Raw genomic sequence first — 21,816 nt, 5'->3', positions numbered from 1 at the left:
GAAGTTAGGCATCCGGGGTTTGCGGAAACGGTGAGGTAGGGGGCTTTAGCCAATCCCGAATCCCGATTTCCGAATCCCACTAAGCGAGCGAAGCGAGCGAGTATGGCAGGCGGACGCGAAATCAAAACCAAGATCAAGAGCGTGCAGAACACCCGCAAGGTGACGCGCGCGCTCGAAATGGTCTCGGCCTCCAAGATCCGCAAGGCGCAGGACCGCATGAAGACCTCGCGTCCGTATGCGCAGGCGATGAAGCAGGTGATCGGGCATCTGGCGCAGGCCAGCACCGATTTCCAGCATCCGTTCCTGGTCGAGCCCGAGCAGGTCAAGCGGGTCGGCTACATCGTGATCTCTTCCGATCGCGGCCTGGCCGGCGGTCTGAACAACAACCTGTTCCGCAAGATGCTGGGCGAAGTGCGTCCGTGGCAGGACACCGGCGCCGAGATCGACGTGGTGACCATCGGGCAGAAGGCGTCGGCGTTCTTCCGTCGCGTCAAGGTCAACATGGTCGGCAGCGTGACCCACCTGGGCGACAGCCCGCAGGTGGAGCAGCTGATCGGCGTGATCAAGGTGATGATCGATGCCTTCATCGAGGGCAAGGTCGACCGCGTGTATCTGGTCTACAACCGCTTCGTGAACACGATGACGCAGAAGGCCAGCTTCGATCAGCTGCTGCCGCTGCCGGCCGCCGAGCACAAGGTGGCCCATCACGATTGGGACTACCTGTACGAACCCGATGCCGCCACCGTGCTGGAGCACGTGATGACGCGTTACATCGAGTCGCTGGTGTACCAGGCCGTGCTGGAAAACGTGGCCTCCGAACATGCCGCGCGCATGGTGGCGATGAAGGCCGCCAGCGACAATGCCAACAAGATGATCGGCACCTTGCAACTGGTCTACAACAAAGCGCGTCAGGCGGCGATCACTCAGGAAATTTCGGAAATCGTCAGCGGCGCGGCCGCTGTGTAAGCACGGCCGGGATTGGGGATTCGGGATTGGTAGGAGCGCAGCGGACTGCGCCCTTGCGAATCCCCAATCACGAATCCCAAATCACAAATTCAACGAGATGGCATCGGCCACTCGGACAGAACAAAGCTAACCGGAGCAGCAAAATGAGTCAGGGCAAGATCGTTCAGATCATCGGCGCGGTCGTCGACGTCGAATTCCCGCGCAATGAAGTGCCGAAGGTGTATCACGCACTGAAGGTCGACGGCACCGAAATCACCCTGGAAGTACAGCAGCAGCTGGGCGACGGCGTGGTGCGCACGATTGCGCTGGGCTCCACCGACGGCCTGAAGCGCAACCTGGTCGCCACCAACACCGAACGCGCTATCTCGGTGCCGGTCGGCGCCGGCACGCTGGGCCGCATCATGGACGTGCTGGGTCGCCCGATCGACGAGGCCGGCGACGTGCAGGCGTCGGACCATTGGGAAATCCATCGCGGCGCGCCATCGTATGAAGACCAGTCGTCCAGCACCGAGCTGCTGGAAACCGGCATCAAGGTCATCGACCTGATGTGCCCGTTCGCCAAGGGCGGCAAGGTCGGCTTGTTCGGCGGCGCCGGCGTCGGCAAGACCGTCAACATGATGGAACTGATCAACAACATCGCCAAGGCGCACTCGGGTCTGTCCGTGTTCGCCGGCGTGGGCGAGCGTACCCGTGAGGGCAACGACTTCTACCACGAGATGAAGGACTCCAACGTTCTGGACAAGGTCGCGATGGTGTACGGCCAGATGAACGAGCCGCCGGGCAACCGTCTGCGCGTTGCGCTGACCGGCCTGACCATGGCCGAGTACTTCCGCGACGAGAAGGACGCCAACGGCAAGGGCAAGGACGTGCTGTTGTTCGTGGACAACATCTACCGCTACACGCTGGCCGGTACCGAAGTGTCCGCGCTGCTCGGCCGCATGCCGTCGGCCGTGGGCTATCAGCCGACCCTGGCCGAAGAAATGGGCGTGCTGCAGGAGCGCATCACCTCGACCAAGAGCGGTTCGATCACCTCGATCCAGGCCGTGTACGTGCCTGCGGACGACCTGACCGACCCGTCGCCGGCGACCACCTTCGCCCACCTGGACTCGACGGTGACGCTGAGCCGTAACATCGCCTCGCTGGGTATCTACCCGGCCGTGGATCCGCTGGACTCCACCAGCCGTCAGATGGACCCGCTGGTGATCGGTCACGAGCATTACGACACCGCCCAGCGCGTCCAGCAGACCTTGCAGAAGTACAAGGAACTGAAGGACATCATCGCGATCCTGGGCATGGACGAGCTGAGCGAAGAAGACAAGCAGTCGGTGTCGCGCGCACGCAAGATCGAGCGCTTCTTCAGCCAGCCCTTCCACGTGGCCGAAGTGTTCACCGGCTCGCCGGGCAAGTACGTCTCGCTGAAGGACACCATCCGCGGCTTCAAGGCGATCTGCGACGGCGAATACGACCACCTGCCGGAGCAGGCGTTCTACATGGTCGGCAGCATCGAGGAAGCCGTCGAGAAAGCCAACAAGATGAGCGCCAAGGCGTAAGAGCCGGGATTTGGCATTCGGGATTCGGGATTTGGTACGGCGGTGATTGGGACGGTGGATGAGGATGGGAACGACGGTGAACGCCGCTGTTGCCAATCCCCAATCCCCAATCCCCAATCCCCGCCTCACAACGCGAGGCACCATGAGCACTATCCGTTGCGACATCGTCAGCGCCGAGAAGGAAATCTTCCACGGTGAGGCGACGCTGGTCGTGGCCACCGGCGAGCTGGGCGAGCTGGGCATTGCGCCCAAGCACGCGCCGCTGATCACCCGCCTGAAGCCGGGCAAGGTGGTGGTAACCACCGCCAGCGGCGAACAGCTGGACTTCGCCATCTCCGGCGGCATCCTGGAAGTGCAGCCGCAGGTGGTGACCGTGCTGGTCGACACCGCGGTGCGTGCGCAGGACATCGACGAAGCTGCCGTGCGCAAGGTCAAGGAAGAGGCCGAGCGTCTGCTGGCCAACCGTGGCGACACCGTGGACGTGGCCCAGGCACAGCGTCAGCTGGCCGAGGCAACGGTGCAGTTGCAGGCGCTGGAGCGCTTGCGCCGCACGCTCAAGCACTGATCGAACACATGCCCGTCGCCGGGCAGGTGATGCGATTGAGCAGGAGTGCCGCACCCTGGTGTGGATCCGAAAGAAACGCTGGCCTTCGTGCCGGCGTTTTCGTTTTTGGAGAGTCTGTTGCGCGGCCGGCCGCATCGGGCGGCCGGGAGCGCGCACACTGCCTGCCACCGCGCCGTGCTGCGCATCGGGCGCGCCATGGCAGACAATATCCGTGAGTCGAGGAGCACCGCATGACCCGCTTGACCGAAGGCCTTCGCGGTTACGCAATCTCCGCCACGCTTGCCGTGACGCTGCTGGGCTGTGCGTTGCCTGCGCGCAGCCAGCCGTCATTGGACCCGCTGCTGGGCCGCATCGTGCAGCGCAATGCCATCGGGGATGCGGTGGCGTTGAGCAAGTGGGACAGCGGCAAGCCGGTACTGGATCAGACGCGCGAGGCGGCGGTGTTGCTGAGCGTGCGCGATCAGGCCTCCGTGCATGGACTGGAGCCCGATGACGCGGTGCGCTTCTTTGCCGCGCAGATCGAAGCGAACAAGGCGGTGCAATACGCACTGCTGAATCATTGGCACGAGCGGGGCCGCGCTCCGGAGACCGCCCGGCCGGATCTGGTCGCGTTGCGCACGCGGCTGGATCAACTGCAAGGCGAGTTGCTCGATGCACTGGCCGCCGCAGGGCCGGCACGGGCGGCCCCCGAGTGCCCGGCCAGCACCGCGCGTGCGGCCGCGCACTATGCCGCGCAGTGGCAACTGGACGCGTTGCATCGCGCGGCACTGGTACGCAGCCTGGGCGATTTCTGCCAACCGGCAGGCAACAAGTCCTAGTGGGCGGTGATCGATCGGGTGGATGGCTGCAGCTAGGCCGATGATGCAGTGACGCGTGATGGCCCACGCGTGGGCGGCTGGCCTGGGGACGGGTGATCAACCGGCTTGCGGTCAGGAGTGTCTGGCCGCTCCATCTGTTCGTGGTGGAGGTCTTTGCCGCATCTCCCGAATGCCGCGAACCCCCGCGTTGTGCAGCGGCGTCGGATTCGACGCGGGAAAACGCCTAGTTGTAACGTCCTCTGCGACCGACGGAGCGATGTGGTCGAACGACAGTGCCATGTCATGGCGTCTTCGTTGGCTGCGCTCCATGTCGACAGCGAGCGCACGCGACAGGCTCAGGTCGAGCGCACGCTGGGTGCTGCCATGCGGCCGGTCGCTGGGGGCGCTTGTCTTGCCTCAGCGGTACACCACGTGCCGGCCCAGAAAGAACGACACAATCGCCAACCCGCCTTCGACCAGCGGTTTGGCCAGCCAGGCCTGACCCAGGCCGAGCAGATCCACGGCAGTCGACAGCAGCCAGGTGCTGATGAGCGTCAAGGTCAGCCACATCACCGCAAAGCGGCGGAAGCGCTGCCAGCCCAGGCGAGCGCCCTCCTGGCGGGCGAAGGTGTAGCGGCCGTTGAGCCAGAAGCCGAGCAGTGCACCGCTGACACGTCCGAGCAGGTTGGCAGGCGCTGCGGGCATGCCGGCGGCGGTGGCGGCAATGAAGATGCTGCAATCCACGGCCAGCTGCAGGGCGCCGATCAGGGTGAACTGGCCGCCTTGGCGAAACAGGCTCATGCGTGCCGGACGTGGGGAAAGGGCGCCCATCCTAGCGGGGGCAACGCTTAAAAACGTGTCATCGCGTGTTGATGGCATGCAGCGACCACGCCGCGTTGCGGCACTGCGACTAGAATTCGGGTCTGTCCTGCAACCGGAACGTAGTGATGACTTTGCCCCTGCACGTTGTGATCCTGGCCGCGGGCGAGGGCAAGCGCATGCGCTCGGCGCTGCCCAAGGTGCTGCAACCGCTGGCGGGCCAACCGATGCTGGCGCACGTGATCGCCACGGCGCGGCAGCTACAGCCGGCGGCGATCCACATCGTGTACGGGCACGGCGGCGACCAGGTGCGTGCGGCGTTTGCCGCGCAGGACGATCTGCACTGGGCCGAGCAGCGGCAGCAACTGGGCACCGGCCATGCGGTCCAGCAGGCGATGGATGCGGTGCCCGATGCGGCCACCGTGCTGGTGTTGTATGGCGATGTGCCGCTGATCCGCAGCGAAAGCCTGCTGCAGTTGCTGCATGCGCCCGGCCGCATGGCGGTATTGGTCGCCGAACTGGCCAACCCCACCGGCTACGGGCGCGTCCTGCGCGATGCCGAAGGCAAGGTGGCCGCGATCGTCGAACAGAAGGACACCAACGACGAGCAGCGGCGCATCCGCACCATCAATACCGGCATCGTGACCGCCGAATCCACCGCGCTGCGTCGCTGGTTGAGCGGCCTGTCCAACGACAATGTGCAGGGCGAGTTCTATCTGACCGATATCTTCGCCAGCGCGGCCGCCGACTTCACCCCGGCCGAGATGGTGCATGTGGCCGACCCGCAGGACGTGGAAGGCGCCAACGACCCGTGGCAGCTCGCCCAGCTCGAGCGCGCCTGGCAACTGCGCGCCGCACGCGCGTTGTGCCTGGAGGGCGTGCGCATGGCCGACCCCGCGCGCGTGGAGCAGCGCGGTACGGTCAAGGTGGGCCGTGATGTGCAGCTGGATATCGATGTGATCCTGGAAGGCGATGTGACACTCGGCGATGGCGTGGTGATCGGCCCGTTCGTGCGCCTGCGCGACGTCAACCTCGGCCCCGGCACGCAGGTGCGTGCGCATTGCGATCTGGAAGGGGTGGTCACCGAAGGCGCGGTACTGGTCGGGCCGTTCGCACGCCTGCGCCCGGGCACGGTGCTGGCCGATGGCGTGCATATCGGTAATTTCGTCGAGACCAAGAAGGTCACCATGGGCGTCGGCAGCAAGGCCAACCATCTGACCTATCTGGGCGATGCGGTGATCGGCAGCAAGGTCAACATCGGTGCCGGCACCATCACCTGCAACTACGATGGCGTGAACAAGTCGCAGACCACCATCGGCGATGGCGCCTTTGTCGGGTCCAACAGCGCGCTGGTGGCGCCGATCGCGATTGGTGCCCATTCCACCATCGGTGCCGGGTCGGTGATCACGCGCGATGCGCCGGCGGGTCAGCTCACGGTGACGCGTGCACGGCAGACCGTGATCGAAGGCTGGGAACGGCCGACCAAGAAATAGGCTGCGCTGCACCCCGGATCGCAGCGAACAGCGCTGGCGCTGATTGCGCTTGGTGGCCGCGACCCATCGGAAGCGCGCGACAGCGCCGCGGTTCTCATGGCGACGCGTCAAGGCGGCTAACGGGCTCAGCAGCTGTGTCGTGCCGCATGGATGCGTAGGAGCGCTCCTGGGCGCGACAGGCATTACCGGTAACGCCATCGCGCCCAGGGGCGCTCCTACCACGTGCGCGAGGCGCGTCCGCGACCGGCGGCCTGATGCAACGCATGGGTTGCATGGATCTCAAGCGCTATTCAATCCTGAGCGCCTTGCTGCTTTCAGGCCGCCAACGGCAACAGCAAGGTCACGCACAGCCCGCCGTGTTCGCGGTTATGCAGCGAGATGCGGCCGCCATGCGCTTCGGCAATTTCGCGGGTGAGCGCAAGGCCAAGGCCGGTGCCATTGCGCTTGGTCGAATAGAACGGCATCAGTGCGTTGTGCAGCACTGCTTCGTTCATGCCGTTGCCGCGGTCGAGCACTTCGATGCGCAACCACTGCGGCACGCGCGTGACCCGCACCGCGACATCGCTGTTGGGCGGCTGTGCCTCGCTGCAGGCTTCGTGCGCATTCTTGAGAAGATTGAGCAGCGCCTGCTCGACCTGCGCGGCATCGATGCGGCTGGCGATATCGCTCAGCTCGCCCTGCAGCTGGAACGGGATCTGCTGCCGCAGGCGCTCCAGGAATGGCGCCCACTCGATGGTCTGCAATTGTGGCTGTGGCAGCTTGGCAAAACGCGCATAGCCGCGGATGAAACCTTCCAGATGGCGCGCGCGTTCTTCGATGGTTTCAAAGACAGTGCCCAGGCGGTCGATGCGTTCGCGCCGCAACAATTCCGCGCCCGAATGCGCCAGCGAGGCGATCGGCGCCAGCGAATTGTTCAACTCGTGGCTGATCACCCGGATGACCTTCTTCCAGGTCTGCACTTCCTGGCGGCGCAACTCGGTGGTAAGGGTGCGGATCAGCAGCAATTCGTGGCCGCGGCCGTTGAGGTGGAAGCTGCGCCGTGACAGGTGATAGATCTGCTCGTCGTCTTCGTCATCGCCGTCTTCGCGTACTGCGAACAGGCAATCGCCGCCGCGCGCCAGGGCATCGCGCAGTTCGCCGGGCATGCGTTCGAGCACATCGTCCAGATGCTGGCCTTCGAGCTTGCGCCCGTCGTGCAGCAGCTTGCGCGCGGCGTTGTTGGAAAAGCCGATCCGCCGCAGGCTGTCGCCGCCGGCAATGACGAGCAGCATCGCCACCGGCGTGTTCTGCAGCATGGTGTCCAGCATCAATTCGCGCTGTACCAGGTCGCGCCGCTGCGCACGCAAGACGTCACCGAGTTCGGCATGCGCCTGCACCAGCTGTGCCAGCTCGTCGTTGCCGCGCCAGTACACGCCGAAGGTGTACTCGCCGTCGCGGTAACTGCTGGTGGTGCCGGCCAGGGCGCGGAACAGCGAGCGCATTGGTGCGGTGGCGCGGCGCAGGCTCCACCACATCGCCGCCAACAGCACTACCACCGAGATCGCGGCAACCTGCCAGCCGTGGTCCAGCCAATAAGCGGTGAACCAGGGCAAGGCGGCCGCCAGCGCCAGCACCGGCAACAGGCGAAGAAATAGCGAGGACGTAAAAGAGCGTGTCCACATACCGGGCTTCATTCCGACTTGATGCCGTAACGGTCCATGCGCCGGTACAGCGCCTGTCGGCTCAGTCCCAGGTCGGCAGCGGCCTGTGCGATGACGCCTTGCGCGCGTGCCAGTGCCTGCTCGATGCGTGCGCGGTCGGGCTCGCTCGCCGCAGGCGCCAGCGGCGCTGCGGTGCGTGGCAGGTTCAGGTCGGTGGCTTCGATGCGTGCGCCTTGTGCCAGCAGCGCCGCACGTTGCAGCACGTTGCGCAGTTCGCGCACGTTGCCCGGCCATGCGTGCCGTTGCAGCGCATCGCGCGCCTGCGCCGACAAGGGCGTGCCGACGGCCAGGAAGTGGTCGGCCAGGGGCACGATGTCGCCCGGGCGCTCGGCCAGTGCGGGCAAGGCGATTTCCACGGTGTTGAGGCGGTAGTACAGATCCTCGCGAAAGCTGCCGTCGCGGATCATCGCTGGCAGATCGGCGTTGGTGGCGCTGATGACGCGCACCTTGGCATGGCGCTCGCGGTTGGAACCCAGCCGCTCGTAGCGGCCGGTCTCCAGCACGCGCAGCAGCTTCATCTGGCCCGCCAGCGGCAGATTGCCGATCTCGTCCAGGAACAGCGTGCCGCCATCGGCGGCTTCGAACTTGCCTTCGCGCGCCTTGTTGGCGCCGGTGTAGGCACCGGCCTCGGCGCCGAACAGTTCCGCCTCGATCAACTCCCCGGGCAGTGCGCCGCAGTTGAGCGCGATGAACGGGCCGTGCCTGACGGCGGAGTTGGCCTGGATGATCTCGGCGATCTTCTCCTTGCCGCTGCCGTTGGGGCCGGTGATCAGCACCGGCAATTCCGAGCGGGCCACCTGGCAGGCCAATGCAATCGCGCGCTCGCTGGCAGGGTCGGCGAACACCGCGCCGCGCAGGTCATAGCGCTGGGTGAGTTGCTCGCGGCCGCGATGCTCGCGTTCGCGGCGACGCTGCAGCTCGCGACGTGCCTCGGACAGTTCCAGCAGGTTGTTGACCGTGGTCAGCAGCCTGGTGTCGTCCCAGGGCTTGGCGATGTAATCGGCTGCACCGGCCTTGACCAGGCCGACGGCGCTGCCCAGATGCGTCCAGGCCGTGAGCAGGATGACCGGCAGGTCCGGATGGCGCTGGCGGATCTGGGTGAACAAGGCTTCGCCTTCCTCGCCGGAGGTGGTGTCGGCGGTGAAGTTCATGTCCTGGATCACCAGGTCGAAGGCTTGCGCATCCAGTAGCGACAATCCGGCCTGCGGCGATGACGCATGCATCGATTCGATGTCATGCAGCGAGAACAGCACGTCCAGTGCGGTGGCGACCGCTGTGTTGTCGTCGATGATCAGGATCTGCGGCATCGCGTTGCTCGGGAAGGCACGAAGGGGTATTGGCACAGAATACTGTGCAGGACGACGCTACAACCCATTGCCGGGCAGTGAGTCGGCAGTTGTGAGGCAATACCGGTGGCGGACGCATGTGGCCGCTGCGGCGGCGCCTGGGCCACGCTAGCGTGGCGTGGGCGGCAACGGCGCGACGGGCGGCAGCAAGGGCGCATAGCGTGCCGCTGTCCAGGTCAGACGCAGCTGGACGCCATCGCGCAGGACCTCCACGACGATGGGCTTGCCCGCAGCGGCACGCAGCGCGTCCAGCAAGTGCGCCACCGCGGTGATCTGGGTCCGGCCCGCCGTGCGCACGCGGTCACCGCGCTGCAACTGCAGGTCCAGCGCCACGCTGGCCTGGGTGACCAGCAAGCCATCGCCGGTGGTGACGAGCTCAAGAACCTGATCGTTGTGGCGCCAGTTGAGCCGGGTGTCATTGACGACAAGGACCTCGTGGGTCGAAGCGCCGGCCTTGGTTACGGCATGCGCCTGGCCGGCGGGGACAACACAGAGGGCTACAAGGACGATCAGTGCCGGTGTCGCAAAAAAGGTGGCCATATGGATGTCCGGTTCGGAATGGTGGTTGCAAGAGACCGAGGGTGGCAACGCCGGCCTCATCCCGGCCACCAGGGGCCGGGATGGGGCGCTGATCATCATGCGCTGCGGGTGGCAACGGCCGGTGGTACCGCGGCTGCGCGGCGGGCCGGCCAGAACACCGCCAGCTGGCCGAGCATCCATAGCAGCAGCGCGCCAATCGGCAGGTAGATCGCCGGCAGTCGCGGCAATTCGTAGCGTGCCATCAGCCAGACGTTGATCGAGTAGGCCATCAGCATGCCGAGCACGATGCCGACCGAGGCGAGCAGGAAATTCTCGATCTGGAAGTAGCGCAGGATCTGGCTGCGCGTTGCACCCAGCGCACGGCGGATGCCAATCTGCTTGGTGCGTTGCTGCACCCAGAAGCTGGCCAAACCAACGATGCCTAGCGCAGTGACGATCAGCAGGGCGATGCACACCGCGCCAAGCAGCCAGATCATGGCGCGATCATTGCGGAAGTACTTGTCGCGGATTTCGGTGTAGGTCTCTTGTTTCAGCACTAGCCGGCTGTTGTCCACCTTCATCAAGGCGACCACCGCCGCCTTCAGCACCTCTGGCCGTCGAAGAGGATCGCTGACACGCACGAGGTATTGCCCATCAGTGTACGGAGGACGGATAGGCAACAGCATCGAATAGTCCTTTGCCGACAGTCCATTGACATTGTTCGGCCGCGCCAGGGTGCGCACGATTCCGACGATACGCAGCGGGACATCGCCAGAGTAAATGGTCTTGCCGAGCGCGCCATGGTCGGGGAACATCTTGTCCGCCGCTCCCTGCGTCAGAATGATCGCCGCGCCCTTCTTGCGGACCTCATCGTCGTTATCGGCTTTTTCCTGGCTGATGTATTCGTCGGGGCTGAAGTCGCGGCCGGCATTCAATTGCAGGCCAAGTGTATCCAGGCTGCCTTCGCTGACCAGGTACTGCGCGGCATTGAGCGTGGAGCGTTCCTGCTCCGGGGTCAGGGTCAGCCCCGTGTTGGACGAGTAATTGACGAAGGGGATTTGGTTGGTGATGACCGCATTGCGCACGCCGGGCACCGCGCGTAGCGCTGCCAGATCCTCCCGGGTACGCGCATCGGCATTGGCCTGCGGACCGATGCCGTCCAGCTGGATGCTGAGCAGCTCCTGTTCGGCGATGCCGCTTGCGCTGTGGAGGGTGTCCAGGCGATTGCCGATCAGGAACAGCGAATTGCAGATGATGGCGCAAGCCAGTGCGATCTCCAGCACGATCAGTGCGGCGGCCGTCTTGTGGCGGCGCAAGGTGGAGACGATAGGGCGGATGTCCATGGGCTTACCTTGAATATAGGGAGCGTGGCCCGCCGCGGTGCGGCGGGCGGGAGGTTCAGGACGACTTCAACTGCAGCGCCGGTGCGACCTGGATGGCGCGCCAGGACGGCAGGATGCCGGCGAGCAGACTCGCGGCGATCGCCATGGCGAACGTCAGCAGCAGCATCGTGATATCCAGGTGCGCCAGCGCGGCGTAATCCACCGGTTGCTGACGCACGGCCCACAGCCCCAGCCACGCCAGCACAAGTCCGCAGATGCCACCGGCCAGGCCGATGGTCCCTGCCTCCACCAGACACTGCGCAAAGATTGCGCCGCGCGATGCGCCAAGCGCGCGCCGCACACCGATCTCTCCGCTGCGGCGCAGGAATTTCGCCAGCAACAGGCCTACCGTGTTGAGCAGGCACACCACCAGAAAGCCCATGGCCAGCCACAGTTGCAGGCGTACGTCGCTGGGCACGACCTTGTTGTGGTCCAGCCATTCCATCACGTTGCGCAGGCGCACATTGTTCGGCCGGGTAAAACGCCCGGCGGCACGTTGTTGATCGGAATAATTTTCGAGGTAGGCCTTGTAATCGCTCGCCTGCTTGGCATTTTCCAGCTCCACCCAGTACTGCACCCAGCTACAGGGCGCGTTGAGCGCGGCGGAGTCGCCAGCCTCGACCTTGCCGTAGCAGTTGGTTCCGCCAAAATGACTCAACTTCAGATCAATCGCTACGCTGAATGGAATGTACAACTGCTCATCCGAGCCGTAGGTTTCGGTGATGTCGTAGAAGCGTGGGTCGATCTTCCAGTTATCCAGCACGCCTACGATCCGAAAGGTATTCTTGTCCACGCGCAGCTCGCGTCCGACGCTGTTGCCACCATCGAACAACTTTTCGTTCAACGACTTGCTGATCACTGCGACACGTTCGTGCCGTTCGTCGCTGACGCTTGCCCAGCCTTGGCCATATAGGAACGGTACGTCGAACATCGGAAAGAAATCGGCCGAGCTGTAACGCGCATTCAACTTGAACGGGGATAATCCGCTGCGCTGTGGCTCGATCGCGACATATCCACCCGTCATTATCGCCTGGCGCATGGCGCGCTTCTCACGCAGCAGCGCTTCGGCGTCGAAGCGGGTGGACTGGTAATCGGGCTCCTCTCCCGGCTGATAGCCGGCCTTCGGTTGCGCATCGACCTGCACATAGAACAACCGGTCGCTCTTCTGCGGGATCGGATCGCCCGACAACACATAGAACACCGTCAACGTCGTCATGCTGGCGCCGATGCCCAGCGCAATGGCCAGCACCATCAATGCGGTGAGGACCTTGTTGCGGCGAAAGCTGCGCAGCGCGAGAGTGAAGTAGTAGCCGAACATGGGCAGGCTCCTTAGTCGGCCAGGGTTGCAGCGGCGCTGGGCGCGCGCATCAGGCTGGGATTGCGTTCCAGATCGGTGGCCTGACCATCGACGATATGCACGTTGCGCTGCGCGCGTGCAGCCAGTTCCGGGTCGTGGGTGACCATGACGATGGTGGTGCCCTGGCTGTTGATCTCTTCCAGCAGTTCCATCACGCCGCGTGCCATCTGCGAATCCAGATTGCCGGTGGGTTCGTCGGCCAGCAGCAGGCGCGGGCTGCCTGCCAGTGCGCGCGCGATCGCCGCGCGCTGCTGTTGGCCACCGGACAGCTCGGTGGGGTAATGGCGCAGCCGCGAGCCCAGGCCGACCTTGGTCAGGGCGTCTTCGATACGCTGCTTGCGCTCGGCGGCCGGCATGCCGCGGTAGCGCAGCGGCACATCGACGTTGTCGAACAGGTTGAGGTCGGGAATCAGGTTGAAACCCTGGAAGATGAAGCCGATCTTCTGGTTGCGCAGCCGCGAACGTGCGTCGTCGGACAAGTGGCTGACGTCTTCGCCATCGAGCAGGTACTGCCCGCTGGTGAAGGTTTCCAGCAGCCCGGCCAGATTGAGGAAGGTGGTCTTGCCCGAGCCGGACGGCCCGGTCACGGCAACGAACTCGCCTTCGCGCACATGCAGGTCCAGCGAGCGCAGCGCGTGGGTTTCCACCTGTTCGGTGCGGAAGACCTTGGAGACCGCTTGCATCTTGAGCATTGCCGATTCCTTTGCGAAAAGTAAGAAGTGAAAAGAATTAGTGGACGGTGACGCGCGGTGCGTCGCCGAAGTTGTCTGCGCCGGACACCACCACGCGGTCGCCTGCCTGCAGGCCGGACAGCACCTGCACTTCGCCAAGGCTGCTGACACCGAGCTTGACCGGGCGGCGCGCGGCGGTGTTGCCATCCATCACGTAGGCATAGCTGCCGCCGGACTGCTCGACGAAGGGGCCGCGTTCGACCTTGAGCACGTTGCGGCGCGTATCCAGCAGCACGCGTGCGCTCATGCGCTGGCTCTGGCGCAGGCCGGGCGGTTGTTTGTCGGTGAAGCGGATGCGTGCGGTGACTTCGCCGTTGACCACCTCCGGCGACACCGCCGAGATGGCGCCGGGAAACGGTTCGCCGCTGCCGCTGGTCAGCTGGGCCGGCATGCCGATCGCCAGATCGCGCGCGAAGCTTTCCGGTACCTTGATCTCGACTTCGAACTTGGACAGATCCACCACGCCCAGGATCGGCGCATTGGCCGCCACCTGGGTGTGCTGCACCGCCTGCACCTGGCCGACCTGGCCATCGAACGGCGCCAACAGGGTGAGCGCGTCCACCTGGCGCTGCACTTCGGCCACCACGGCGCGCTGGCGATCGGCCAGCAGGCGCTTGTTGCGCGAATCCAGGTCCGCGCCCCGGCTCTTCAACGCCGCATCGCGCTGGGCGTGCTGCAGGTCGATGTCGGTCTTCTTCAGGGTGTCCTGGGCCTTGGCCAGTTCCACCTGCGGCACCGCGCCGCCATCGAAGCCGCGCTGGTAGCGCTCCAGGTCGCGTGCGGCGGCCTGCCGGTCGATCTTGGCCTGGTCGGTGAGCTTGCCGGCAGTGGCGCGCGCCAGCGTGGCATCCAGGGCCGCGCGGCTGGATTCGGCTTCCAGCCCGGCCAGGGTGGCCTGCTCCTGTGCCAGCTTGCTGCGCAGCTCGGGGCTGTCGATGCGCGCCAGCTCCTGGCCCTGCTTGACCACATCGCCCGCCACCACGCTCAACGTCACCGTGCCGGCGGAGATGGCGTACAGCACCGGGCTGTTGGCGGCGATCACCCGGCCATCGGCGGCGATGTCGCGGACCAGGACGCCCTGGGTGACGGTGGCAATGCGCACCCGGCTGGCATCGAACGAGCGGCTGCCGGCGCTCCACGCGGTGATCGCCCAACCGATACCGGCCAGCACCGCCAAGGTCGCAATGCCGGGCCACAGCCAGCGACGCCATGGCGCGGCGAGAGCGGGTGTGCGGATGAGGTGGTCCTGGGCGGAGGTGTCACGAATCATGGCGGGCGTGCTCGGTGGCGTCACGGTAATAAAGCAGGCGCCGTGCCAATCGCCAAGTAACTGAAATGGCTTGGATTTGTGGCGAAGCTGGGAGTGTCCGCAGTGTCCGCAGACACTTGGGCGGACACGCTGTCCGGTCGCGGTCATGCAGTGGACAAGAGCGGACACGCTAAAATGCCGCTCTTCCTTCCTAATGAGCTGTCCCTATGTGCGGCATTGTCGGAGCGATCGCCGGGCGCGACGTGGTCCCGGTCCTGATCGAAGGACTCAAGCGGCTGGAATATCGCGGCTATGATTCTTCCGGCATTGCGGTGCTCGATGGCGACCAACTGCGCCGGGTGCGCCGTACCGGGCGGGTGGCCGAAATGGCCCAGGCCGCCCAGGCCGAACGCTTCGGCGCCACGCTGGGCATCGGCCATACCCGCTGGGCCACGCATGGCGGCGTGACCGAAGCCAATGCGCATCCGCACATCAGTGCCGGCATCGCGCTGGTGCACAACGGCATCATCGAAAACCACGAAGAGCAGCGTGAGAAGCTGCGTGCGCTCGGTTATGCCTTCGAGTCGCAGACCGACACCGAAGTCATCGCGCATCTGATCCATCACCATCTGGGCAGCGCAGGCGACCTGTTGACCGCGCTGCAGCGCACCGTCAAGGAGCTCACCGGCGCCTACGCGCTGGCGGTGATGAGCCAGGCCGAACCGGAGCGCTTCGTCTGCGCGCGCATGGGCTGCCCGCTGCTGATCGGCGTGGGCGAGGGCGAGACCTTCGTCGCTTCCGATGTCTCGGCCATCGTGCAGGCCACCCGCCAGGTGATCTTCCTGGAAGAGGGCGACACCGCCGAGCTGCGCCGCGATGGCGTGCGCATCTTCGACGGCGACAACGCACCGGTCGAGCGCCCGCTGCATCTGTCGGATGTGTCGCTGGCCTCGCTGGAACTCGGCCCGTTCCGCCACTTCATGCAGAAGGAAATCCACGAACAGCCGCGCGCACTGGCCGACACCATCGAGGCGGCGATCGATGCCAAGGGCTTCCCGGCGTCGCTGTTCGGTGCCAATGCAGAAAGGGTATTGCGCGACATCGAAGGCGTGCAGATCCTGGCCTGCGGCACCAGTTACTACGCCGGCATGACGGCGCGCTACTGGATCGAAGCCATCGCCGGGCTGCCATGCAGCGTGGAGATCGCCAGCGAGTACCGTTACCGCGCCGCCTATGCCAATCCCAAACATCTGATCGTCACCATCTCCCAGTCCGGCGAAACGCTGGACACGATGGAAGCGCTGAAGTACGCCAAATCGCTGGGGCATCTGCACACGCTATCGATCTGCAACGTGCCCGAGAGCGCGATCCCGCGCGCCAGCGAGCTGGTGTGCTACACGCGCGCCGGTGCCGAGATCGGCGTGGCATCGACCAAAGCGTTCACCACGCAGCTGGCGGTGCTGTTCCAGCTGACCGTGGTGCTGGGCAAGTTGCACGGGCGCGTCAGCGACAGCGAAGAAGCCGATTACCTGGAGCAGCTGCGTTTCCTGCCCGGCAGCGTGCAGCACGCCTTGAACCTGGAGCCGCAGATCATGGCCTGGGCCGAGCGGTTCTCGCCGAAAGAGAACGCCTTGTTCCTGGGGCGCGGCCTGCATTACCCGATCGCCCTGGAAGGCGCGCTCAAGCTCAAGGAAATCTCCTACATCCACGCCGAGGCGTATCCGGCAGGCGAGTTGAAGCACGGCCCCTTGGCGCTGGTGGACGCAGCCATGCCGGTGGTGGTGATCGCACCGAACGACCGGCTGCTGGAGAAGGTCAAATCCAACATGCAGGAAGTGCGCGCGCGCGGCGGCGAATTGTTCGTCTTCGCCGACCAGGACAGCCACTTCAGCGAGTCCGAAGGCGTGCACGTGATCCGCACGCCACGTCATGCCGGCGTGCTGTCGTCGGTGATCCACACCATTCCGGTGCAACTGCTGGCCTACCACACCGCCCTGGCACGCGGCACCGACGTCGACAAGCCGCGCAACCTGGCCAAGTCGGTGACGGTGGAGTAGCAAGTGGCAGGTGGCCAGGCACTGTGATCGACCGCATGCGGGGGGCAAGCACGCGGTGGCCGGATGTCGAACCGTTGTCCGGGGCAGGTGTGGAGCGCATCGCTCGATGGCCGGGCGAATGTGTAACCGAGCGCGCGCTCGGTAGACAGCGAGGAGGGCGCGGCTGAGCGTCTTGCCTTGCGCCAGTAGCGTCGAAGCCCAGGCTAACGGCGCCGCGCTGATGGCGCAGCGCACGTGCATCGAGCCTGCCAGGGGCGCTGGCAACGCCGCGCACCGCCTGCCGGCGACCTGCTTCGCGTTGGCAGACGGGAGCCCAGGCTGCCAGCAGTTTGGCCCAGCTTATGCATACGCTTTGTGCGAGGGTCACCACCACGCAGGAGGACGTATGCACGAGTCTTTCAAACAGGGGGCGCCGGCCGAGCTGTGGCAGGCGTTGGTGCGCGAAGCAGGCGAGCGGATTGCACGCCCGCTGGACGAATCGCGCGAACACTATCTGGTCTTCGTGCTGCTGCGCTTCCAGCGCGATGCGCATCTGCTGTCACGCACGCAAGCGCTGGCCTGGCTGCATGCGCAGGAGCAGGTGGGCAGCGTGCGTGCAGACTTGCTGCGCGATGTCGGTGATGGATGTCTGTTGATCGCAGGTCTGTTTCCCGGCGTCGCGCAACGGCGCCGCCTCAGTGTGGACTACTTCATCGATCTGGGACGTGGCGCCTACTCCGATGTGGCAGACACCCGCTGCAGCGATGCCGGCCTGTTTGCACAACTGGCCGACAGTTATCGCGAACTGGTCCGTATTCTCGCTGCCTTGCGCACGCCGCGTTGTTGGCAGCCCGGTGCTGGCGGGATCCTGCATGCCTGATGTTTGAGGTCGGGCAAGGGCGGTCCCCACACATGCGTGGGGGCCGCCCCGACTGCGATTGCCAGCGGTCTCGCGCACACTACCCCGGCAGGCCGATCTGCCGGGTGGGGTGCCATTACCCTGCCGATCACGGCACTGCGCAGTCGATGACCATCGCGTCGATGCGCTGCATGGGGGACATGCAGCGCATCGCCATCATCCATATGGACGGGGATTCATGAAGACGTGTATCGCGGCGGTGCTGTTGGCACTGCCTGGGCTTGCCGTTGCACAGGACGTGCCGCCAGGCTATGCCGGCCAGGGTGGAATGACGCTGCAGGAGATCGATCCCGTCACCTATGCATATCACTACGACCACGGTTTCGTGGGCGAGGATGCAATGGGTTGGGATCCTGCGCTGCAATTCACCTGGTCGCGCATCGCCGCCGCCGAGGTCTGCGCACAGCAGGCGCCTTCCGATGCATTGATCGCAAAGCTGGTGGAGCAGTACGGTAAGGATGCGGTGGTACACCAGACCAATGGCATTGGTTTCCATGAAGCGCAGATGCGTGCCGCCGGCACGTTTTGCACGCCGACGCGTAGTGCGGAGGCCACTGCAGCAGTGCCTGCATTTGCAGGCGGAGATTTTTCCACGGCAACCGCCTATGCGACGGCGGCCGAGGCGGGGACGGTGGTGGTCGCGGAATCGACTGATTCGACCACTGGAAACCTGGAAGGCGCGCTCATGCCCTCCGCAGATTGGGCGTTGCAGCTGCCATTACAGGCGCAGCTCAACGTGGGTTCGAACGGTCAGCCCAATGGCGATGAAATGCTGCGGGTGGTGCGGCGTGGCCACACCGGTGCCTTGGTTGGGGTCCAGATTGCCGCCAGCTTGTTTGCCCGTGGCGTAGTGGCCTCATCCTTCAGCAAGGATCAGCTGAAAGGTGAAAAGATCAAGAGTATCGGCAATCCTGGATATGCACTGCAACGCGATGCGGTCAACGCGCAACTGAAGGCCTACTTCAGCGGCCACCCGTCCGCGATCCCGGTTCATCCGTTTCCGCTGCAGGTGGTCATGTCCGATTGGGTGTTGGTCTATCAGAGCCTGAGCGATACCGCGTCACCCTACGAGTTGCGTTACAACGTCAGCATCGGTGGAGAGCGGAGTGGGTTGTTGAAGCGCAAGGCAAGCCCGGTCCATCTGGTCTGTGTACCGACGCCACGCACTGCCTCGCTGGAAGAGTGGGAGGCAAACGACTACGCGCTGGTCAAACAAGCCGCACAAGCCTATAGCGATGAATGCGCAGCGAAATTCGCCGAGCGCTTGCCGCAATGGTTTCCGGACAAAGAGGCTGTTGCGGCCTCCAACTGAGCATGGGATCGTTCAACGACGGACATCAGATCCCTGCGGCGATCCGGAAAATTTCGCTGTGAGCGTATGCTTGAACCCGAACGGGCACTGATCCAACGATCAGTGCCCGTTCGGGTTTCCGGAATGCAGATCTATCAGGCGCCGCCGCGTGCCTGGCTGCGTTGCTGCTCTTGCTGCTCTTGGACCCATGTTTGCGTTTGCGACTGCGCGTCCTGCCGTACGGCATTGCTGGTGTGTTCCAATGGGCGTTCTGCAGCCGATGCCTTGTCCGCATAGATCCGCTGGTGCGCCGGATCGCTTGGCTGACCCTGTACCGCGAACAGTCCGGTGCCGTCCTTGCTCTGCATCACCGCATCGATGCGCTGCAAACCGCTGGCCTTGGCTTCGAAGGCCAATGAGCCCGCTGCATTCTCCAGTGCACGACGGTCGGCGAACGCATTCGGACCCAGCTGTTCCAGCTTGCTTACGGCCTGGTTGTATAGCGGATGATCGGGATTGGTCCTTTCCGACAGCAACGGCGCTTTCTCGGCCTGCTTCAATGCCTTGAACGTATCGCCGCCAACGATGCCATCATCCTGCAGTCCGCGTGCACGCTGGAATGCCTTGACCGCTTCAGCCGTCCGTTGACCAAAGGTACCGTCGGCTTTGAGTTCGTTGCCATTGGCGTCCTTGTAGCCCAGCTGCTGCAAGGTCTGCTGCAGTTTCTGAACCTCCGCGCCATGCGCCTTGTCACGCAGTACCCCGGATGTCTCTGCGGTCGTCTGCGCATGCACAGGTTTGTGTGGGTTGCCGTCGTGAGACTGATGTCTGCTCTGGCTGCGGTCCTGCAGTAACTCGCGTGCCTCGGACAGCGGGTCGCTGGCATAGAGCTTGACGCCCTTGGCGTGCTTGCGTTCAAGGTAAGAATCCAGCGAGCTGAGCTCGACGCCCTCACCGCCACGCGATTGGCTGATCTTGAGCTCGCCATCCTTGGGGTCGCGTACCACCATGGTGATGTGGTCGATGCCCTTGTAGCGTCCTTTGTCCCAACTCTGTGGGCCATTGTCCTCGCCGATGATCATGCCTTCTTTGAGGTTCTGGGCAGTGACATTTTTGCCTTCGATCAGCACGCCCGAGCGATGTTCGGCCTTGCGCAGCAGTTCGGATGCACTGTCGAAACCAGGGCTGAACTTTTCGTCCTTGGTGAAAATGGCCTTGCCGGCGCCCTTGTTGATCTCCTCCATGGTCGCGTTCTGCATCTCGACCACCCAGCCAGAACAATCGACCCTGCCTTCATCGGGATCTTTTGCGGCAAGGCCGTACTTGACGTGATCGTACTTATGGGTCAAGTCGTAGGCGGCATGGAGCGCGATGCCTTGTGCTACAGCTTTTTCTGGCTGGGTAGGTGCGGACTGCGCTGGCGCAGAGTGCGACGGTGCCTGCTGTCTGTCCGAAACCGGCTCGATTCCTTTTTCAGGAATACGGATACGGTCCATCTTCGTATCCCAGTACTGCACGAACGTCTGCGCCATGTCCTTGTCGGACATGCGCCGGAACGTTGCCGAATCGACACCCGTCAGGGATTTCAGTTCTTTTTCGCCGACATTGTTGAGGATGTTGGCGCGCGTGCTTTCGAGTCCAAAGGATCCGGTGGCGATGGCGGTCTGCAAAGAGCGGTAACCACCGGCGCCTTGCTGATGCGCCAGATACATGTCCAGGCCGTCAGGCGCAGGTTTGCCCGACAGGTAGGGCCGGCCATCGCGTTCGTGCCGGTCGACCAGACTCGTCCGGTTATCCAGATACAGCCGCGCGGCTGCATCGGTGTTGACCACTGCATCCAGCTCGCGTCCAGCGATCCCGTATTGTGCGGCGGTCGGAGGCGTGAACTGAAACAGTCCTTTTGCACCACCGGCTCCGCGGCTGGCCAACGCGTCGAAGACGCCGCCAGTCTCTACGTGGGCAAAACGCAGGAAGTCGTCACGCGGGATCTTTCGCTCGGCCGCTTCGCGTTCGATGATGTCGAGCACTTGGGCTCGTGAATAATTCGTCGGCATCGCTCAAGGTCCTTGATTGAGTGCTGCAGCCACGTGGCTGCAGCGGTACGCCGCCCGAACCAATTCCTTTGGTTCTGTATCAAGGGGTCGGCAAATACGATTTCTGGGCCGCATCGTAACGGTATACGACTGTTTCGTCACCCGCGTTCGTCGGAGGGTTGGCCGAGACCTTTACCTGCAAGGCGGGCAGCCCGGCCTGTGGAACAAACTCAAGCGTGCTGGTGTTCTTGATGCAGGGAATCTTTCCAGGCGCGTCCTCTCCACAACTCGCACCATTGTCTTCACCGGCCGGGAGATTGCCGATGTACGTCCAATGCTTGTCGTTGACGTCCTCGGTTTCCTTCGGGTTGAACACGAGTGCGTCGTAGGAAAGGATCCGTACGCCCGACTGCAGGCTCCAGGTCGGCACGGCCAGCACCAGGCGGCTGTCGTCGGTGACGAAGGTCTGTGGCTTACGTGTCGTGTCGACGGTGTTGCCCTGTTCCATGCCGCCGAACTCGCCAATGTAGGGTTCTGCCCCAAGCAGCTTCCAGGGCGTTTTGCTTCCCGGTTCGCTGGTCACGAAAGTGGCGTGGGCCAAGGTCACCTTGGTGCCTGGCGCGGGGTAATGATTCTCGCGCTCGGCGCCATGAAGTTCGGGCGTCTCCCAGGCGAAGCCGGTGTAGTAACGCGTACCGCCGAGTTCGAATTGAAAGCCGTACCAGTAATTGATCCAGCTGCCATTGGCGACTTTGTAGGACGTTGCGCCGTCGCCATCGACGTTGCTGATGAAATACAGCACGCTGTCCTGGCGGGGCGGCTGGAGCTGTTGGGTTGAACCCTGGGTTGCATCCTGCATGGGAGAAGCATCTTTGTCTGAAGGTCGTGCGGCGGTACGGGCCGCGGGGGGAGTCGCCTTTGACGCTGCGGCATCCGGTGGCGCCGGCCTGCAGGCGGCAATCGTTGCTAACGCAAGGATCAGTGGAATCTTCCTGACGAGCATTCGGGTGCATCCATTGCGGAGGGCGGCGAAAGTCTACTCCAGCGCGGCATTGTGTCCAGT

At 64.2% G+C, this 21,816-nt stretch carries 18 protein-coding genes; 8 read left to right on the top strand and 10 right to left on the bottom strand.

What is annotated here, in order from left to right; genetic code table 11:
- Window positions 1–102: 102 nt before the first annotated feature.
- The 4 genes from atpG to XCSCFBP4642_RS0119745 all read left to right on the top strand — a co-directional run bounded on the left by atpG (window position 103) and on the right by XCSCFBP4642_RS0119745 (window position 3,899).
- Window positions 103–966, top strand: a complete 864-nt coding sequence (atpG, locus tag XCSCFBP4642_RS0119765) for a F0F1 ATP synthase subunit gamma (RefSeq protein ID WP_029221297.1) — start codon at window positions 103–105, stop codon at window positions 964–966.
- 143 nt (window positions 967–1,109) lie between these two features.
- Window positions 1,110–2,516, top strand: coding sequence for a F0F1 ATP synthase subunit beta (atpD, locus tag XCSCFBP4642_RS0119760; protein WP_029221296.1), 1,407 nt, complete (start codon window positions 1,110–1,112; stop codon window positions 2,514–2,516).
- Window positions 2,517–2,658: 142 nt separating this feature from the next.
- Entirely contained in the window at window positions 2,659–3,081 is a 423-nt protein-coding gene (locus XCSCFBP4642_RS0119755) for a F0F1 ATP synthase subunit epsilon (protein ID WP_002814084.1), read from the top strand.
- A gap of 230 nt (window positions 3,082–3,311) precedes the next feature.
- Window positions 3,312–3,899 carry a chorismate mutase gene (locus XCSCFBP4642_RS0119745; RefSeq protein ID WP_029221295.1) on the top strand — a complete coding sequence of 196 codons (588 nt, stop codon included), beginning with the start codon at window positions 3,312–3,314 and terminating at the stop codon, window positions 3,897–3,899.
- A 396-nt stretch (window positions 3,900–4,295) separates the two neighbouring features.
- On the opposite strand, the gene XCSCFBP4642_RS0119740 is transcribed toward XCSCFBP4642_RS0119745, so the two are convergent.
- Entirely contained in the window at window positions 4,296–4,679 is a 384-nt protein-coding gene (locus tag XCSCFBP4642_RS0119740) for a GtrA family protein (protein ID WP_029221294.1), read from the bottom strand.
- 146 nt (window positions 4,680–4,825) lie between these two features.
- Here XCSCFBP4642_RS0119740 and glmU point away from each other — a divergent pair, with 146 nt between their 5' ends.
- A complete protein-coding gene (gene glmU / locus XCSCFBP4642_RS0119735) occupies window positions 4,826–6,190 on the top strand; it encodes a bifunctional UDP-N-acetylglucosamine diphosphorylase/glucosamine-1-phosphate N-acetyltransferase GlmU (RefSeq protein ID WP_029221293.1) in 1,365 nt (454 codons plus the stop codon).
- Between the two features lie 314 nt (window positions 6,191–6,504).
- Here the strand turns inward: glmU and XCSCFBP4642_RS0119730 are convergent, their stop codons facing one another.
- From XCSCFBP4642_RS0119730 to XCSCFBP4642_RS0119700, 7 genes are all read right to left on the bottom strand, one after another.
- Window positions 6,505–7,851 (bottom strand): sensor histidine kinase, encoded by a 1,347-nt coding sequence (locus tag XCSCFBP4642_RS0119730; protein WP_029221292.1) that lies wholly within the window; start codon window positions 7,849–7,851, stop codon window positions 6,505–6,507.
- Between the two features lie 8 nt (window positions 7,852–7,859).
- A complete protein-coding gene (locus tag XCSCFBP4642_RS0119725; RefSeq protein ID WP_029221291.1) occupies window positions 7,860–9,197 on the bottom strand; it encodes a sigma-54-dependent transcriptional regulator in 1,338 nt (445 codons plus the stop codon).
- Window positions 9,198–9,344: 147 nt separating this feature from the next.
- Window positions 9,345–9,749, bottom strand: coding sequence for a hypothetical protein (locus XCSCFBP4642_RS0119720; protein ID WP_033899430.1), 405 nt, complete (start codon window positions 9,747–9,749; stop codon window positions 9,345–9,347).
- Between the two features lie 122 nt (window positions 9,750–9,871).
- Window positions 9,872–11,098 carry an ABC transporter permease gene (locus tag XCSCFBP4642_RS0119715; RefSeq protein ID WP_029221289.1) on the bottom strand — a complete coding sequence of 409 codons (1,227 nt, stop codon included), beginning with the start codon at window positions 11,096–11,098 and terminating at the stop codon, window positions 9,872–9,874.
- Window positions 11,099–11,153: 55 nt separating this feature from the next.
- Window positions 11,154–12,455, bottom strand: a complete 1,302-nt coding sequence (locus XCSCFBP4642_RS0119710; RefSeq protein WP_029221288.1) for an ABC transporter permease — start codon at window positions 12,453–12,455, stop codon at window positions 11,154–11,156.
- Between the two features lie 11 nt (window positions 12,456–12,466).
- Window positions 12,467–13,186, bottom strand: coding sequence for an ABC transporter ATP-binding protein (locus XCSCFBP4642_RS0119705; protein ID WP_029221287.1), 720 nt, complete (start codon window positions 13,184–13,186; stop codon window positions 12,467–12,469).
- 37 nt (window positions 13,187–13,223) lie between these two features.
- On the bottom strand, window positions 13,224–14,495 hold the full coding sequence (locus tag XCSCFBP4642_RS0119700; protein ID WP_029221286.1) for an efflux RND transporter periplasmic adaptor subunit: 1,272 nt from the start codon (window positions 14,493–14,495) through the stop codon (window positions 13,224–13,226).
- Window positions 14,496–14,701: 206 nt separating this feature from the next.
- On the opposite strand from XCSCFBP4642_RS0119700, the gene glmS reads away from it, so the two are divergent.
- From glmS to XCSCFBP4642_RS0119680, 3 genes are all read left to right on the top strand, one after another.
- Window positions 14,702–16,531: a glutamine--fructose-6-phosphate transaminase (isomerizing) gene (glmS, locus tag XCSCFBP4642_RS0119695; RefSeq protein WP_029221285.1), complete on the top strand. Its 1,830-nt coding sequence runs from the start codon at window positions 14,702–14,704 to the stop codon at window positions 16,529–16,531.
- Window positions 16,532–16,916: 385 nt separating this feature from the next.
- The gene (locus XCSCFBP4642_RS0119690) at window positions 16,917–17,390 is read left to right on the top strand and encodes a hypothetical protein (RefSeq protein WP_029221284.1); all 474 of its coding nucleotides are present in this window, start codon (window positions 16,917–16,919) and stop codon (window positions 17,388–17,390) included.
- Window positions 17,391–17,607: 217 nt separating this feature from the next.
- On the top strand, window positions 17,608–18,741 hold the full coding sequence (locus XCSCFBP4642_RS0119680) for a hypothetical protein (RefSeq protein ID WP_029221282.1): 1,134 nt from the start codon (window positions 17,608–17,610) through the stop codon (window positions 18,739–18,741).
- Between the two features lie 134 nt (window positions 18,742–18,875).
- Here the strand turns inward: XCSCFBP4642_RS0119680 and XCSCFBP4642_RS28905 are convergent, their stop codons facing one another.
- Together XCSCFBP4642_RS28905 and XCSCFBP4642_RS0119670 are read right to left on the bottom strand one after the other, a co-directional pair.
- Entirely contained in the window at window positions 18,876–20,747 is a 1,872-nt protein-coding gene (locus tag XCSCFBP4642_RS28905) for a peptidoglycan-binding protein (RefSeq protein ID WP_029221281.1), read from the bottom strand.
- 106 nt (window positions 20,748–20,853) lie between these two features.
- Complete coding sequence (locus XCSCFBP4642_RS0119670; protein WP_029221280.1) at window positions 20,854–21,612, bottom strand: hypothetical protein; 759 nt, start codon at window positions 21,610–21,612, stop codon at window positions 20,854–20,856.
- Window positions 21,613–21,816: the final 204 nt, after the last annotated feature.

It is taken from the genome of Xanthomonas cassavae CFBP 4642 (assembly GCF_000454545.1).
In the GTDB taxonomy this organism is placed as follows: domain Bacteria; phylum Pseudomonadota; class Gammaproteobacteria; order Xanthomonadales; family Xanthomonadaceae; genus Xanthomonas; species Xanthomonas cassavae.
This window is presented reverse-complemented; position numbering and strand designations above follow the sequence as displayed.

What these genes read in the sequence shown, in the direction of transcription:
- XCSCFBP4642_RS0119700 (WP_029221286.1), bottom strand. Translation starts at nt 14,495, where the DNA reads ATGATTCGTGACACCTCCGCCCAGGACCACCTCATCCGCACACCCGCT.
- XCSCFBP4642_RS0119740 (WP_029221294.1), bottom strand. Translation starts at nt 4,679, where the DNA reads ATGAGCCTGTTTCGCCAAGGCGGCCAGTTCACCCTGATCGGCGCCCTG.
- glmU (WP_029221293.1), top strand. Translation starts at nt 4,826, where the DNA reads ATGACTTTGCCCCTGCACGTTGTGATCCTGGCCGCGGGCGAGGGCAAG.
- XCSCFBP4642_RS0119690 (WP_029221284.1), top strand. Translation starts at nt 16,917, where the DNA reads ATGCACGAGTCTTTCAAACAGGGGGCGCCGGCCGAGCTGTGGCAGGCG.
- glmS (WP_029221285.1), top strand. Translation starts at nt 14,702, where the DNA reads ATGTGCGGCATTGTCGGAGCGATCGCCGGGCGCGACGTGGTCCCGGTC.
- XCSCFBP4642_RS0119730 (WP_029221292.1), bottom strand. Translation starts at nt 7,851, where the DNA reads ATGTGGACACGCTCTTTTACGTCCTCGCTATTTCTTCGCCTGTTGCCG.
- XCSCFBP4642_RS0119715 (WP_029221289.1), bottom strand. Translation starts at nt 11,098, where the DNA reads ATGGACATCCGCCCTATCGTCTCCACCTTGCGCCGCCACAAGACGGCC.
- XCSCFBP4642_RS0119670 (WP_029221280.1), bottom strand. Translation starts at nt 21,612, where the DNA reads ATGCAGGATGCAACCCAGGGTTCAACCCAACAGCTCCAGCCGCCCCGC.
- XCSCFBP4642_RS0119680 (WP_029221282.1), top strand. Translation starts at nt 17,608, where the DNA reads ATGAAGACGTGTATCGCGGCGGTGCTGTTGGCACTGCCTGGGCTTGCC.
- atpD (WP_029221296.1), top strand. Translation starts at nt 1,110, where the DNA reads ATGAGTCAGGGCAAGATCGTTCAGATCATCGGCGCGGTCGTCGACGTC.
- XCSCFBP4642_RS0119710 (WP_029221288.1), bottom strand. Translation starts at nt 12,455, where the DNA reads ATGTTCGGCTACTACTTCACTCTCGCGCTGCGCAGCTTTCGCCGCAAC.
- XCSCFBP4642_RS0119755 (WP_002814084.1), top strand. Translation starts at nt 2,659, where the DNA reads ATGAGCACTATCCGTTGCGACATCGTCAGCGCCGAGAAGGAAATCTTC.
- XCSCFBP4642_RS0119745 (WP_029221295.1), top strand. Translation starts at nt 3,312, where the DNA reads ATGACCCGCTTGACCGAAGGCCTTCGCGGTTACGCAATCTCCGCCACG.
- atpG (WP_029221297.1), top strand. Translation starts at nt 103, where the DNA reads ATGGCAGGCGGACGCGAAATCAAAACCAAGATCAAGAGCGTGCAGAAC.
- XCSCFBP4642_RS0119725 (WP_029221291.1), bottom strand. Translation starts at nt 9,197, where the DNA reads ATGCCGCAGATCCTGATCATCGACGACAACACAGCGGTCGCCACCGCA.
- XCSCFBP4642_RS0119705 (WP_029221287.1), bottom strand. Translation starts at nt 13,186, where the DNA reads ATGCTCAAGATGCAAGCGGTCTCCAAGGTCTTCCGCACCGAACAGGTG.